We start from the raw sequence: 13,876 nt of genomic DNA on the forward strand, positions 1-13,876 counted from the left end.
TAAAAATAGTTAAGCTATGGATCGCTGTTTGTGTAACGCCAGCGATCCATAGCCATATAGTTTAATTGTTAACAAAATCATTACAGGTGAGTCAGCCAGCTAATCAGCCCGTGCTTGGTCGAAACTTCTAAAGCCAAGAGAGAAACAAAGCCAATCATGGCAAGGCGGCCGTTTAAGCGTTCTGCGTAGGGGGTAAAGCCGGTGCGGGGTTCGTCATCGATGTATACTGTCGGCTCGATCGCAAAATTGTTCATTTTGCCTTGGTCGTCCAGCATTAAGCCTCTGTTACTCATGTTTTTTTCCTAAATGGTTTTTAGTCTACTGTAAATAAATGTAACAGACTTGTGAAGATATGTAAAGGATTGTGAGAAATTTTTTTTAAAGACCTCGCTCTGAAACCAGTTTAAAAAAAAAATGCAACTGTAGGCAAGCTCTAAACCCTTATCTAGTCAGTCTCTCCCACATCTAAAATCTAAAATCTAAAATCTAAAATGGTAGGACTGTGGGTAGACTCTCGGCCCCGGAGGGGGGAGGATAGAGTGGAGAGGCACAAAAGTCGATGGTGTATGGCAAATCCAGTCTGGGTTTGACGAAAATTGTGGAACGGAGGAAAAATTTATGCGGGCCAGTCTGGAAATGCGGTGGTTTTATAGCGGTGCACTGCCAAAATCGATCAATCAATGGTTTGGAAGCGAGAGTCTCGGCGCGTATCTTTCGCCTCCCGAAGAGCGGGAAGACATATATTTGCTAGTACCTAACTGCGACTACTTGGGAGTGAAGCTTCGTGGGAAAACCTTGGAGGTAAAGTGGCGTCAGGCAGAGTTAGGGACAATGCAGTTCGCCAATCGCTGGGAAGGCAAAGCCGAGAAGTGGCTGAAGTGGGTTTGTGCGGACACGATGGCGCCGATACCGGCGGATATTGTGGCGACAGGAAAGTGGGTGGGAGTCAAGAAAAAGCGAGCGCAGCGTCTTTATCAAGTTTCGGCCCCTGGTTCCCTGATGTCTGTGCCTGTGGAAGCCCCAATTCCCCAAGGTTGCACCGTGGAACTTACTCAGTTGAACATTAACGGCAGCGCGTGGTGGACTTTGGGATTTGAAGCGTTTGGCAGCGAAAGTTGTTTGACAGAAAGCCTGCAAACTGTGGCTAGTTGGACTAGCAAAAGTTATCAGGCGCAAAAGTTAAAAGCTGAGGATTCTTCTGCTTATCCGATTTGGCTAGGCAGCAAGTAATATCAAATCCGGCTTGAATAATACCTCCTGTATTTTTTAGTCCTCCTCTGCTGGAACGAGAGACAAGTTGAGACCGGGTTTCAACCGCCGAGTCTGGCAGTCCTGGACGCCACGGGCATATATAGTAAGGTGCTCTACTACCGGAAATCTTCAATAATCTTTCAATAACGGAGTCTGAGGCACTTGAGATGTTGCACCATTTTCAATTAGGTTTTTTACGGGCGGGCTCTTCGGCCCACCTCACAAGAAAACTCACTCTTTGTGGAACAGGCCGGAAAGCCTGTTCTTGAGAATGCTGCAAGATGCACCCTAAAAATCGATCGTCCTGTGACAGTTGGCCTTAGTCTTATCTGATAGAGGGGGTTTGTAACTATTCTCCCTCTCTCCGATTCTCCCCCTCTCCGATTCTCCCCACTCTGCCAGCACTTCTGAGAATTTGACAAGCCAAAATCGCCGCCCCAAACCCATTATCAATATTCACCACACCCACACCAGCCGCACAAGAATTGAGCATAGTTAAAAGAGGAGCAATCCCGCCAAAACTCGCGCCGTAACCCACACTTGTCGGCACAGCAATCACCGGACAATCTGCCAAACCCGCAACCACACTCGCCAAAGCACCTTCCATACCCGCCACCGCAATCAATACATCAGCATCAGCAATTACGTGCCGGTTGCTCAGCAAGCGGTGAATGCCGGCAACTCCGACATCCCACAAACGTCGCACCTGAAAACCGCAAAGTTCCGCAGTAATTGCCGCCTCTTCCGCTACAGGCAAATCCGCCGTTCCCGCACTGATAATAGTCACAGTACCCGGATGCTGCGGAGTTGGAGAATTAGGAGAAATTGCACAAATTCGAGCCTTTTGGTAGTAGCACAAATCGGGTATTTTTTGTTGCAATTGCTCGAAAACTTCCGGTTCGATTCGCGTCGCCATCACCGCAGAATTTCGCCCGCGCATCGCCTCGATAATTTCAACAATTTGGTCTGGCGTTTTCCCTGGGCCCCAGATTACTTCAGGAAAACCCGTTCTTAAAGTGCGGTGGTGGTCAATTTTGGCAAAATCGCCGACTTGTTCAAAGTCAAAATGCTTTAATTTATCCAAAGCTGCGATCGGGCTAATATCGCCTGCAGCCACAGATTCGAGTAACTTCTGTAAAATTTCAGGTTCCATTAATTAATGACTGAATAATGACTGCTAACTGCTGACTATTCTGTTATTTTCAGCTCGTACAAATTCCAGAAAGCACCGCCGAGGGCACTATAGCGAATTCCCGAAACGCGATCGCGCACCGCCTCAAAAGTCAGCGGATTCACCATATAAATGAAAGGCAGTTGTTCCGCTATGATCCGCTGCGTTTCAGCATAAAGCTTCTTACGCTTCGCCTCATCAAGCTCCTGGGAAGCTTTCACGTAAAGGTCATCGATTTTCTGCTCCCAGTCGTACACTTCCCAACCCTTAATCGGCGGTTCTCCGGCTTGCGGGCCCTGGTTAAAACTGTGCAAAGTCCCATTTACCGACCAAATATTGTAGCCGCTGTGCGGTTCAGTACCTCCGGTAAAACCACCGAGGTAAGTATCCCAATTCCGCGTCAAACGCAGCTTTTCCACATAAGTGTTAAAACTCAGAAACTGCGTATCAATTTGCATCCCCAGTTTGCCCAAGTCTTGCTTAATTTGCGTTGCCATTTGTTCCCGAACTTTTTTACCCGCAGCCATCAACAAAGTAAATCGCACTTTGTTGCCCTCTGCATCCAACAATTCGCCGTTAGGATTGTACTTGAAGCCTGCGCTTAACAGCAACTCTTTGGCTTTTTGTTGATCGTAACTGTAAGTTTTCAATCCCTGTTCTGGGGACAGGTAAAACGGGCTTTGCGCCGGAATTGGGGAATGCAGCGGCGCGCCAAGTCCGCGATAGATATTGTTAGTCATCGCCTCGCGGTTGATGCCGTAGGCGATCGCCTGCCGAAATTCCTTACTCGCAAACCAGCGAGACTTAACCGGGTCTACAAACGGCTGATTTTGAGCATTGCGCCCCTTATTCAGATTGAAACACATAAACACGCTGCCAGTATCCGGGCCGCCATTAAAGACCGTATATTGGCCGCGTTTTTCCTCCCGTTTCAGCAGCGGAAACACTTCCGGCTCCACGTTCAGAGTATCCAAATCGCCCGATCGAAAATTCAGCAGTTGATTGTCAGTATTTTCGATAATTTGCCAAACAATTTGCTGGATGTAAGGCTGAACATTTCCCTCAGCATCTTTGCGCCAAAAATACGGATTTCGTTCCAAAACAACGCGCTGATTGGGAGTATAGCTCAGCATTCGGTATTGACCATTCCCCACAATTTTTTTAGGGTCAGTATCCGTGCCCCAAGTAGTCAAGAATTGAGGCTTGCCGTCTGCATCTGTATTATCGATAGATTCCTGTAAAATATGAGCTGGTAAAATTGGGATTCCCCCAGCATATCTAATAAAAGGAGCAAAGGGTTCTGCAACGGAAAATTCTACGCGGCGACTGTCGAGTTTTTTGACTTTTGGAAATTGGCCGCTGATGCCAACCCTCAGAATATCTTTCAAACCGCTAGGAATTTTGTCATTGAAATAAATCTTTTCATAGCTAAAGATAATGTCATCAGTAGTCATTGGTTCGCCGTCCGACCATTTCAACCCCTCTCGCAGGGTGAAGACAATCTTTTTGCCATCTTTAGAAACTTCCCACGACTCAGCTAAACCGGGTTCTAACTCAGAGGTCAAGCCGTTTTCGTTGATCAGTCCCTCGTACATATAGCCAAAAACGCTGTATGCAGATTGATTTAGGGGGTAGTTAAAGGTTGCTGGGCCGCTGGGGGTGGGAACGACGAGTCTGTTTACTAAGTTCGATCGGGCTGGAGTGCACGCAGACAGAGTTATAGTGGCAATTGCCGCCAGTAAAATCGCCAGCCAGCGCAGTCTTGAATGTAGCATCATAGAAATTTTCATAATTTTTTACTATACCATCTGCGTGCAACTATGACTGAGATTGTAACCAACCTAGAAAGTTTTTAGTGACAGCGAAATACTTTGTAATCCCGGCTTCTCGCAAAACATCTTGAACTTCCGGTAGACCAAATTCTTTGACGTTACCGCTGAGAAATACTTTGGTTTCTGTAGAATGCGATCGGGCATGACTGAGGATACTGTGTAAAATCAAATTGTCTGTTGGGTCTTTTTTGATGATAGGTGTGTTTAAAGTTGCTTGAATAATCTCTGGATTTAATGCAATCATTTCGGCATTGTATGACATCAGAAAAATTGCTTCACGCAACCGTAATTCAATTTCATCTATTCGTTCGAGATAGTAAACTAATGACTCTTCTAGGTGAAAAGATAGAGATGCGATCTTTTCAGAGGTAACATCTCGCTTTGTTTCGCTAATTTGACGGTTTAGCTGTTCCTTAAAAGAGTTTTGTCGCTTCAACTCGTCCTCGAAAGCTGACCAAGCCTCCATATAACAAACGCTGGGTATGACTAACTGAACTGATGAGGACAAATCTCTGAGCAACATAATTGCTTCAGCCTCACGCCCTGTAGCAATACTCATCAGAAAGTTGGTCTCGATATATATAATTGCCACCTAATTCCACTCGTGATTTTGTTGTTCCACCTGCGAGTAATGGCAGCAAACCGATGGCTGATATCTGTTCTGATGCTGGAGGAATTTCGGATTTCCAGTTATAATCTAAGTCATGCAGCCACGATTCTATCAGCCCCCCAAGGGTACGTTCAGAGAGCCATTGACTGCCAAAAGTCGGCATATAATAGCGACATATTTCACCAGTATTTAGAGTGCAAACAGGCTCCGATAAATTCACACCATCCCATTTGAAAATCAAAATTTGTTCCGCGTCAATAAACATAGCATAGGGAACGATCGCGTTTCTTTCAGACAGCTTAGCTAACACAGCTTTCAGCCAATCAATCGCCCGATCGACAATTTTCTGTTTTGCGTCTGCTTCTTGAGCCTGAATAATTTTAACCTCGATTAGCACGACTATGCGATCGTCCTTATCCAACGCGATGACATCCGCGTCTACAGGAAATTGTAATTCCCAGGTGTCAGTGTCCATGATTTCAGGCTTCCTAGCGATTTTGGATTAAAGAATTGACTCCACTATCAATTTTAGATTGTAGAGTTCTATTTTTTGCCCACCAAAACTACAGCATAGGCTGCAATTCCTTCTTCTCTCCCCACCGGCCCTAACTTTTCGTTTGTAGTAGCTTTGATGCCGATTTGGTCTGGTTTTAATTGTAGGACAGTAGAAAGCCGATCGCGCATTTGCTCAATATGCGGTTTCAGCTTTGGACGTTCCGCCACCACCACCGAATCAATATTGCCGATTTCCCAGCCTTTATCTAATATTAACTGATTGACTTGTGCGAGCAATACGAGACTATCAGCACCTTTCCATTTCGGGTCAGTTGGCGGGAAATACAGCCCGATATCTCCTAAGCTGAGAGCTCCGAGCATAGCGTCCATGATAGCGTGGGTGAGCACGTCGGCGTCGCTGTGTCCTAATAAGCCTAATTCGTGGGGAATGTGCACGCCGCCGAGGATGAGGGGGCGTTCTGGAACTAAGCAGTGAATGTCGTAGCCGTTGCCGATGCGGATGTTCATGTAAAGTAGATTTTTGAGAAAAGCAGACAGTAGACAATTATTTCATATTTTGTCTGAAAATAATTCAGTTTTTTGGGCGATCGAGCTTTTTACTAAAACTTACCGACTCGGAACAAACAAACCGAGTTTTTTACCCTGGGTGGGGTTTGGAAAGAAGTAGACGCGCCATCCAACCCGCTTTCTACATACCCATGCGTCCAGGATTATTTTACTTAAAACTACCGCCCGAACTAGACTGATCATTGCCAAGCTCAAACATCGCCCTCAGCTATCAACCATCAACCAACCTGAATCAACTCTGGATAGGAACTCAACAACTCATCGCCCTTCAAACTATCCATTTCCTCCTGCGGACTCCAAATCAACTCAAAAATCAGCAACTTATCTGCAGGAGTCGCCGCCGATTTCTCTAACGCTATTTTCAATTTCTCAACATCGCGAATGTCTCCAAACAGCGGTCTGACATCCTCGGTTCCTATCAAAAACGTCACTACCATATACTCTCCCTGCCCTCGATCGCCAGCACTGACAGACTGGCGGCGGCGGATGTCGCCGTTAACCAAACTCAGAGTTTCTACACTTAACTTGCTGCGTTCTTGAATTGAGAGTTGATTGAATATTTGCTCCGCTTCCTCCCGACTCGCAAATATCTGGGAATTCCCGCAAACGTGAGTCCACTTGTCGCACGAACGCAAAACAACCCGAACACATTCTTGCAAAAATTCTGCCCTGTCGGTCGCACTTTTTAGGTCAGAATTTAATGTCAATTCATTTAGCTGACTTTGAACTCCTGGGCAATATCCCACTAACATTGCAACTTGCAATTTGCTGACCGCAAAAATATGTTTTTTATTTTGAGTGCCAGACTGGGGCCGATAATAGTAAATACAGTAAGCGATTAACGCTACACCCCCAGCCGAACAAAACAGCCAAAACCAAAACAATTTCCAATCCTCAGATGATGGCGAACTCGGAGCGTTGTCTGAGGTATTTTCCGTGGGAATTGGGGCTGGATTAATTAGTGGCTGTTGATTATAATCAGTATTTGGCTGACTGTTACCGGGATTGTCTGAAGAGGGCGCTCCGAGTTGGTTATCGCCCCAATTATCAGTGGTGATTGGCGTTGGATTAACTGCTGGCTCTGGATTATAACCAGTATTTGGCTGACTGTTACCGGGATTGTAAGGAACTGCATAACTCGGAGTGGAATTATAGGTGCGGCGCTGAATAATTACTGTTCTGTTATTTCCATATTGTTGGGGAATTGGAGCGTTAGGTGTGGCGACAGGTGCAGGTGAAGCTGGCTTTTCAAAAGAGCCGCTGCGAACTCTTCCCCCAGTGTTTCCACTGGTGCTGGGACGGCTGGGAATCGAACTAGAAGAAGTGCCAGACGAGCTGTTTCTAGAAGGACTAGAAGGACTAGAAGAAGTGCCAGACGAGCTGTTGCTAGAAGAACTAGAAGGACTAGAACGGCTAGGCGAGGTACTGCTAGATCGGCTGGAACTCGAACTGGAACTAGAAGAAGACGATCGCCCGCTGCTACTTCCGCCACTGCTTCGGGCAAAAGCTTCCCGGTTAATATGTAACCATTTGCCCCCGCGGCTAGGAGTTAAATTGACAGTAACTTCAGCGGCAAGCAAAAAGGCGATCGCCGTACAGCACAAAAGTTGATTTTTTAACATAAGTTTCTCTGCTAAAAATAGGATGCTCAACCCAGACTGTTAAAAGTCAAGAGTTAACTAATCCGCTAGCAAATCCGGTCGCCTTTGGCGCGTTCTTTCAATTTGCTGTTGCTTGCGCCAGCGAGCAATTTCTGCGTGATTACCAGACAGCAACACGTCGGGCACCTTCAATCCCCGAAAATCCGCCGGTCGAGTGTACTGCGGATAATCCAAAAGTCCGTCCTCAAAACTCTCAAACTTTAGGGAATCTTCCTTCGCCACAGTTCCCCGCAGCAATCGCAAAACCCCATTAATCAAAGCCAAAGCCGGAATTTCGCCCCCCGTGAGTACAAAATCCCCCAAAGATACCTCGCGAGTTACCAAATGCAGCACTCGATCGTCCACACCTTCATAATGACCGCAAATCAACACCAACTGATCGCGCTCGGCCGCCAACTCCCGAAACATCGCCTGCTGCATCGGTTCCCCCTGGGGAGTCAGCAAAATCACTTCTCGCCGTGGCAAAACCGGCAGCGACTCCACCGCAGCAAAAATCGGTTCCGGCTTCATCAGCATCCCCACTCCGCCCCCGTAAGGCTCATCATCGACTCGCTGGTGTTTGTCTGTGGTAAAATCGCGGGGATTGACAAAATTCACCTCAGCAATTTTTTTAGCTAAGGCTTTGCCCATCAGTCCCGACTCCAGGGGAGCCCGGAAAAATTCTGGAAATAGGGTAACAACGTCAAATCGCACAATTATTGGAATTTCATTGATACATCACCTCTAGTTTGACCTTTAGAGGGAGTTCAGTTTTCAGTAATTGCTTTATTCTTTATAATTTCTTATAATTTCTGAAAATTTTGGCAAGTTAAATTCTCTTCCTGTGTCGGCGGGCAGGTTTTGTACAAAAATAATCTGTTTTTCATGACAGCGACTGCAAGTAAACTCGCCCCCAAACAACTGCGGGATAGTGCGATCGGCGATCGCACCTCACTGGCACAAACAAAAATTTATTCTTAAAAAGCCCTATTGTACCCACAGCAACGGCAAAATTGAATTTCACATCCAACAGAGGAAGACACACCATGCAGCAGTTGACATCTCAAGCCCTTGAACACAATATTCCCCAGCGCACAAAAACCTCGATTATGGTCATCGGGGGAGCCGAAGACAAAGTTCACGGGCGAGAGATTCTGAACACCTTTTTTTGCCGTGCTGGGGGTGCAAACGCTCGGCTGGCGATCGTTCCCTGCGCTTCGCGAGATCCCGAAGGAATTAGCAACCGCTACCGCACCATATTTGACGAAATGGGCGTTAGCGCAGTCAAAGTAGTGGACATCCGCGAACGCGAACAAGGGGAAAACCCCGTCTGGAAAGATTACTTAGAAGACTGTACGGGCGTATTCATTACAGGCGGCGACCAACTGCGGCTCTGTGGACTGCTGGCGGACACCCCGCTGATGGAGAAAATTCGCAAAGAAACTCTCGAAGGCAAGATTACGCTCGCTGGCACCAGCGCGGGTGCTGCGGTGATGGGATATCACATGATTGCAGGCGGTGGGAGTGGGGCGTCACCAAACCGCTCTTTAGTAGACATGGCAAACGGACTTAACATTATTCCTGAGATCATCGTCGATCAGCATTTTCACAACCGCAACCGCATGGCTCGCTTGCTGTCGGCTGTGGCTTGCCATCCAGATCGCCTCGCTATTGGTATTGACGAAGACACCTGCGCTTTGTTTGAGGGAGACGATACTATGAAAATTCTCGGTAAAGGCACTGTGACTATTGTTGATTCTAGGGAAAATTTTTATACCAATGAGTCTATGGTAGGAGCGACAGAACCCTTAAGTCTGTTCAATATGCGCTTGCACGTTCTATGTCACGGAGATTGCTACAATATGCCCCTCGGCAAACCAATGCCATCAGGAGCCTGTTCCGAGTCTGGCTGGCCCCCCGAATGCCGCACAGCCAACTAACGTAGAACATCTCTTGTCATTGATTCGGCAGAAATTAGGCGACATTCCGGCCGAATCATGGATACAAAAATAGAATAGATTCCGAAGCAGCCACGGTCTGACCCCAGGCCGAACCACAGAAAATTCTAGCTTCGGGCTTTGAGTTTTGGCTAGCCATTGGCCTGTACTTGTTTTTAGCCGATCGTAGGGGCATGAATTTTCAATTGGGTAGCCCATAACTGGAAATTCACTCCCAAACTGTTCGTAGCGAACAGTCGATCGAGCAATCTAGATCGAAATTGAATAAATGCTCCAATTATCTATAAGATTTCGCGCCCCATACCCCTCTAACTGCCATGAAAATACTTAAAATCCAGACCTTACGCGGCCCCAACTACTGGAGCATCCGACGCCAGAAACTCGTCCTGATGCGTCTGGATTTAGAGGAGTGGGCAGATAAAACCACAGCGGAAATTCCTGGCTTCTACGAAGGGTTGATCGCCGCACTTCCGAGTTTGAACGACCATCACTGTTCTCCAGGCCATCAGGGAGGATTCCTGCAACGGGTCAGAGAAGGGACAATGATGGGACACGTAATCGAACACGTCGCCCTAGAACTTCAGGAAATGGCAGGAATGCCGGTCGGGTTCGGTCGCACCCGCGAGACTGCGACCCCAGGCATTTACCAAGTAGTGATCGAGTATCAAAACGAACAAGCAGGTCGCTATGCAGCCCGGGCGGGCGTGCGGATGTGCCAAAGCATTGCCGAGACAGGCACTTATCCAGCAGCAGAATTAGTCCAAGATTTGAGAGACCTGAGAGAGTTTGCTGCGTCGGCGGCCCTGGGGCCGAGCACGGAAACACTGATTAAGGAAGCAGAAGCGCGCGGCATTCCTTGGATACCTTTGAGCGCCCGGTTTATGATTCAACTCGGCTACGGGGTTCACCAAAAGCGGATTCAGGCAACTCTGAGCAACCGCACGGGAGTTTTGGGAGTAGAACTTGCCTGTGACAAGGAAGGTACCAAAAATATCCTCGCCAGCGCCGGTGTACCGGTTCCCAGAGGAACGGTGATTCATTATTTGGATGAACTGCGCGGGGCGATCGAAGATGTCGGCGGTTATCCGATCGTCCTCAAACCCCTAGACGGCAACCACGGCCGCGGCATTACGATCGACATCAATTCCTGGGAAGCAGCAGAAGAAGCCTACGACTTAGCCAGCGCCGCATCAAAAACAAAAAGTGTGATCGTCGAGCGCTATTACGTCGGCCGTGACCACAGAGTATTGGTAGTCAACGGGCAAGTCATAGCAGTTGCAGAACGAGTCCCCGCTAACGTCGTGGGTAACGGCAAGTTTACAGTAGAACAGCTTATTGAAGAAGTAAACCGCGACCCGCAGCGAGGAGACGGACACGACAACGTGCTCACCCGGATCACGATCGACAAATTGTCCCTGGATTTGCTGGAAAAACAAGGATACGCCATGGACTCCGTAGTGCCCGCCGGCGAAAGAGTATTTTTGCGCGCGACAGCAAACTTGAGTACCGGTGGAATTGCAGTCGATCGCACCGACGAAATCCACCCGGAAAACGTCTGGCTGTTTTCCAGAGTCGCCAAAATTATCGGTTTGGACATCGCCGGCATTGATGTCGTAACTCCCGACATCTCCCAACCCCTGCGCGATGTCAACGGCGTCATCGTCGAAGTCAACGCAGCACCGGGTTTCAGAATGCACGTCGCCCCAAGTCAAGGTTTACCCCGCAACGTCGCCGGCGCCGTCTTCGATATGCTTTTCCCCTCGCCTCAACCCAGCCGGGTGCCGATTTTAGCGGTAACGGGAACCAACGGCAAAACTACAACCACTCGCCTGCTTGCCCACATTGTCAAGCAGACCGGTCAGATTACCGGCTACACGACTACCGACGGCACTTACATCGGCGATTATTTGGTCGAAAGCGGAGACAATACCGGGCCGCAGAGTGCTCAATTGATTTTGTCTGACCCGACGGTAGAAGTGGCAGTGTTGGAAACAGCTAGAGGCGGAATTTTGCGATCGGGCCTGGGCTTCGATCAGTGCGATGTCGGCGTCGTCTTGAACGTCGCAGCCGATCATTTGGGAATTGGCGACATCGACACCGTGGAACAACTGGCCAAACTCAAGAGCGTCCTCGTCGAGGCGGTAATGCCCAAAGGCTATGCAGTTTTAAATGCAGACGACCCGCTGGTCTCACAAATGGCGCAGCGTGTCAAGGCTCAAATTGCCTATTTTTCGATGAACCCGGACAACGAACTGGTTGCCAAACATACCGCTGCGGGCGGGCTGGCAGCGATTTACGAAAATGGCTACTTGTCGATCTTAAAAGGCGATTGGACGCTGAGAATTGAGCAGGCTGTAAACGTGCCGCTGACGATGGGCGGGCGCGCGCCGTTTATGATTGCTAATGCTTTAGCAGCTTGTTTGGCGGCTTTTGCCCAAGGAGTGAAAATAGAAGATATTCGATCGGCTTTGTCCAGCTTCCAAGCATCCGTCGGTCAAACTCCCGGACGGATGAATTTGTTTAAATTGGGCAACTATCACGCTTTGCTCGACTACGCCCACAACCCCCACAGCTACAAAGCTTTGGGCAGTTTCGTGCTGAATTGGCCGGGAGGGCGGATAGGGGTAGTAGGTGCCCCTGGAGACCGGCGAGATGAAGATTTTGTCACGCTGGGCAAACTTTCGGCCGAGATGTTCGATCGCATTATTGTGAAGGAAGATATTGACAGGCGCGGGCGAGAACCCGGTGTTGTGGCCAAGTTAATTTGCCAGGGAATTGCAGAGGCAATTTCTGCTGGAACCGCAAACAAATCTCAAGTTGAATACGAGTTGATTCTCGACGAAACAACGGCTGTCAACAAAGCTTTAGACGAGGCACCGGCCGGCAGTTTGGTAGTGATTTTACCTGAAAGTGTCAACAAAGCTTTGAGTTTAATTGAAGCCCGGAAACCGATTAAGGAATCTGTGGAAGTTCAAAATGGTTTAGATCGATCTAAGTCACAGGAAAGTTTAAAACCGACTGTGGTGAATCAAGGCTAAAGTCTGAAGTTGGATTTCATTACATTATTAATAGGTTGGGTTAACGAAAGGAAACCCAACCTTTTTGCTTTAGACAACCGCCGTATTATCTTTCAATATTTTCTCTGTTACCTCAATCAGTTCGCACACAGAATTTTGCGTAAGTTGTGTAGTTTTAAACCCATGAGCAATAGCGTTCCGCAAAGAAAGCGCATTCATTAATAACTGATATTCGGATTTAGAAATCACGCCCTCAACCGTCAGTTGTTTCACTAAATACCGCGGTTCTAATCTTTGCAAACTTAGCTCTTCTTTATGGGCAACAATCCTCAAAGTTGCCTCAACTAAAGACCAAGAATATAGCAGTGCTGACTCTAGATGTTGTGTTACAAGTTGCTTGGCGACTTGCAAACCCAACTCTATTTCATGCTCTTGAAAAGAATCCTCAGCTTTGGAAATATCGACTGCATCCTCCGAGTTAGTCATCACTAACTCAAACCTCCAGCCGGGATTTTCTGCTACTGCTTGGGCTAAATTAGGTAGATATGTAGTAGAGGGTGACTTGAGTGAAGCGCGTGACTTGACTGCAATAACCACCGATTCTTCGCCCCGGCGCACTATCAGATCCGGGCGATAGCTTTTAAGGAAGTCCGGTAAATCTTCAGAGTTTGGATGAAATGAAATTTCATAACCTTTCTCACGATACTCCTCTGCTAGTTTCAGCAGTTGCTCTCTTTCTATGTTTGCAGTTGGGGTTGCGATCATGTCAGTACCTCTTTGTCAGGAGCATCAATTACGACAATGTGCAAGAATTCATTACCACGGGCAAATCCTTCCGCTAGAATCGAGGTCATATTTTCTACTTTAAAGTTAGTTGATAAATTCCTCTTGCGGACTAGAACATCAGTTACTTGATCGTCATCGACATAGGCTAGCCCGATAATTGCATCTTGAATTGGCTTTACTATGTTGTCTACATCGATTTTAACAGAATCGTAGAAATAAGTTATCTGAAGCATCACTAGGCCAGTAGCTGTTTTCTGCTCCGAAGACCAGTATTTTTCAGCCTCTTGCCTCACTGTCACTTTCCAAGCTTTAAGAAGAGATCGCCTACGAGCTTGTTGTGATACTGGTGGGCCATCTACTATGAACTCAAATCTCGCCAAAGTGTTTCTAAATAGAAGATTGGGGATTATTTTACGGCGTTGCTGAATTGATGTATGATGTAGCGATCAAGAGCCAAAAACATTATTCAAAACAGGATGGAATCTTTAGCTACATTTAATAGTTAGCAGGATATGGGGTGGGAACATC

General features: G+C 47.5%; 13 protein-coding genes. 3 read left to right on the plus strand and 10 right to left on the minus strand.

The genetic code is table 11. The features are described from left to right. Window positions 1-80 precede the first annotated feature (80 nt). Complete coding sequence (locus tag NDI35_RS24910) at window positions 81-293, minus strand: CAB/ELIP/HLIP family chlorophyll-binding protein (RefSeq protein WP_015178249.1); 213 nt, start codon at window positions 291-293, stop codon at window positions 81-83. Between the two features lie 325 nt (window positions 294-618). Between NDI35_RS24910 and NDI35_RS24915 the strand changes: the two genes are divergently transcribed. Next, on the plus strand, window positions 619-1,230 hold the full coding sequence (locus tag NDI35_RS24915; RefSeq protein ID WP_333335675.1) for a hypothetical protein: 612 nt from the start codon (window positions 619-621) through the stop codon (window positions 1,228-1,230). 370 nt (window positions 1,231-1,600) lie between these two features. On the opposite strand, the gene larB is transcribed toward NDI35_RS24915, so the two are convergent. The 7 genes from larB to trmD form a co-directional block, all read right to left on the minus strand. Beyond that, on the minus strand, window positions 1,601-2,404 hold the full coding sequence (gene larB, locus NDI35_RS24920) for a nickel pincer cofactor biosynthesis protein LarB (protein WP_445315058.1): 804 nt from the start codon (window positions 2,402-2,404) through the stop codon (window positions 1,601-1,603). A 35-nt stretch (window positions 2,405-2,439) separates the two neighbouring features. Then, window positions 2,440-4,200: an ABC transporter substrate-binding protein gene (locus tag NDI35_RS24925; protein WP_445315067.1), complete on the minus strand. Its 1,761-nt coding sequence runs from the start codon at window positions 4,198-4,200 to the stop codon at window positions 2,440-2,442. A 40-nt stretch (window positions 4,201-4,240) separates the two neighbouring features. Then, entirely contained in the window at window positions 4,241-4,813 is a 573-nt protein-coding gene (locus tag NDI35_RS24930) for a PIN domain-containing protein (protein WP_445315059.1), read from the minus strand. Further along, complete coding sequence (locus NDI35_RS24935) at window positions 4,791-5,339, minus strand: hypothetical protein (protein ID WP_445315060.1); 549 nt, start codon at window positions 5,337-5,339, stop codon at window positions 4,791-4,793. The genes NDI35_RS24930 and NDI35_RS24935 overlap by 23 nt, the downstream gene beginning before the upstream one ends. Before the next feature lie 68 nt (window positions 5,340-5,407). Continuing rightward, window positions 5,408-5,887 (minus strand): 2-C-methyl-D-erythritol 2,4-cyclodiphosphate synthase, encoded by a 480-nt coding sequence (gene ispF / locus NDI35_RS24940; RefSeq protein ID WP_445315061.1) that lies wholly within the window; start codon window positions 5,885-5,887, stop codon window positions 5,408-5,410. 278 nt (window positions 5,888-6,165) lie between these two features. Next, window positions 6,166-7,569, minus strand: a complete 1,404-nt coding sequence (locus NDI35_RS24945) for a DUF1517 domain-containing protein (RefSeq protein WP_445315062.1) — start codon at window positions 7,567-7,569, stop codon at window positions 6,166-6,168. Window positions 7,570-7,626: 57 nt separating this feature from the next. After that, entirely contained in the window at window positions 7,627-8,301 is a 675-nt protein-coding gene (gene trmD / locus NDI35_RS24950) for a tRNA (guanosine(37)-N1)-methyltransferase TrmD (protein ID WP_445315063.1), read from the minus strand. A 332-nt stretch (window positions 8,302-8,633) separates the two neighbouring features. On the opposite strand from trmD, the gene NDI35_RS24955 reads away from it, so the two are divergent. Together NDI35_RS24955 and cphA are read left to right on the plus strand one after the other, a co-directional pair. Continuing rightward, window positions 8,634-9,527 carry a cyanophycinase gene (locus NDI35_RS24955; protein WP_333041076.1) on the plus strand — a complete coding sequence of 298 codons (894 nt, stop codon included), beginning with the start codon at window positions 8,634-8,636 and terminating at the stop codon, window positions 9,525-9,527. 335 nt (window positions 9,528-9,862) lie between these two features. Continuing rightward, window positions 9,863-12,583, plus strand: a complete 2,721-nt coding sequence (gene cphA / locus NDI35_RS24960; protein ID WP_445315064.1) for a cyanophycin synthetase — start codon at window positions 9,863-9,865, stop codon at window positions 12,581-12,583. A gap of 69 nt (window positions 12,584-12,652) precedes the next feature. On the opposite strand, the gene NDI35_RS24965 is transcribed toward cphA, so the two are convergent. Further along, window positions 12,653-13,327 carry a hypothetical protein gene (locus tag NDI35_RS24965; RefSeq protein WP_445315065.1) on the minus strand — a complete coding sequence of 225 codons (675 nt, stop codon included), beginning with the start codon at window positions 13,325-13,327 and terminating at the stop codon, window positions 12,653-12,655. Further along, window positions 13,324-13,728: a RusA family crossover junction endodeoxyribonuclease gene (locus NDI35_RS24970; protein ID WP_445315066.1), complete on the minus strand. Its 405-nt coding sequence runs from the start codon at window positions 13,726-13,728 to the stop codon at window positions 13,324-13,326. Before NDI35_RS24970 ends, NDI35_RS24965 begins: the two co-directional genes overlap by 4 nt. Window positions 13,729-13,876 lie beyond the last annotated feature (148 nt).

Source organism: Microcoleus vaginatus FACHB-2002 (genome assembly GCF_040004035.1).
Taxonomy (GTDB): Bacteria; Cyanobacteriota; Cyanobacteriia; order Cyanobacteriales; family Microcoleaceae; genus Microcoleus; species Microcoleus vaginatus_C.

What these genes read in the sequence shown, in the direction of transcription:
- NDI35_RS24910 (WP_015178249.1), bottom strand. Translation starts at nt 293, where the DNA reads ATGAGTAACAGAGGCTTAATGCTGGACGACCAAGGCAAAATGAACAAT.
- NDI35_RS24915 (WP_333335675.1), top strand. Translation starts at nt 619, where the DNA reads ATGCGGGCCAGTCTGGAAATGCGGTGGTTTTATAGCGGTGCACTGCCA.
- larB (WP_445315058.1), bottom strand. Translation starts at nt 2,404, where the DNA reads ATGGAACCTGAAATTTTACAGAAGTTACTCGAATCTGTGGCTGCAGGC.
- NDI35_RS24925 (WP_445315067.1), bottom strand. Translation starts at nt 4,200, where the DNA reads ATGATGCTACATTCAAGACTGCGCTGGCTGGCGATTTTACTGGCGGCA.
- NDI35_RS24930 (WP_445315059.1), bottom strand. Translation starts at nt 4,813, where the DNA reads ATGAGTATTGCTACAGGGCGTGAGGCTGAAGCAATTATGTTGCTCAGA.
- NDI35_RS24935 (WP_445315060.1), bottom strand. Translation starts at nt 5,339, where the DNA reads ATGGACACTGACACCTGGGAATTACAATTTCCTGTAGACGCGGATGTC.
- ispF (WP_445315061.1), bottom strand. Translation starts at nt 5,887, where the DNA reads ATGAACATCCGCATCGGCAACGGCTACGACATTCACTGCTTAGTTCCA.
- NDI35_RS24945 (WP_445315062.1), bottom strand. Translation starts at nt 7,569, where the DNA reads ATGTTAAAAAATCAACTTTTGTGCTGTACGGCGATCGCCTTTTTGCTT.
- NDI35_RS24955 (WP_333041076.1), top strand. Translation starts at nt 8,634, where the DNA reads ATGCAGCAGTTGACATCTCAAGCCCTTGAACACAATATTCCCCAGCGC.
- cphA (WP_445315064.1), top strand. Translation starts at nt 9,863, where the DNA reads ATGAAAATACTTAAAATCCAGACCTTACGCGGCCCCAACTACTGGAGC.
- NDI35_RS24965 (WP_445315065.1), bottom strand. Translation starts at nt 13,327, where the DNA reads ATGATCGCAACCCCAACTGCAAACATAGAAAGAGAGCAACTGCTGAAA.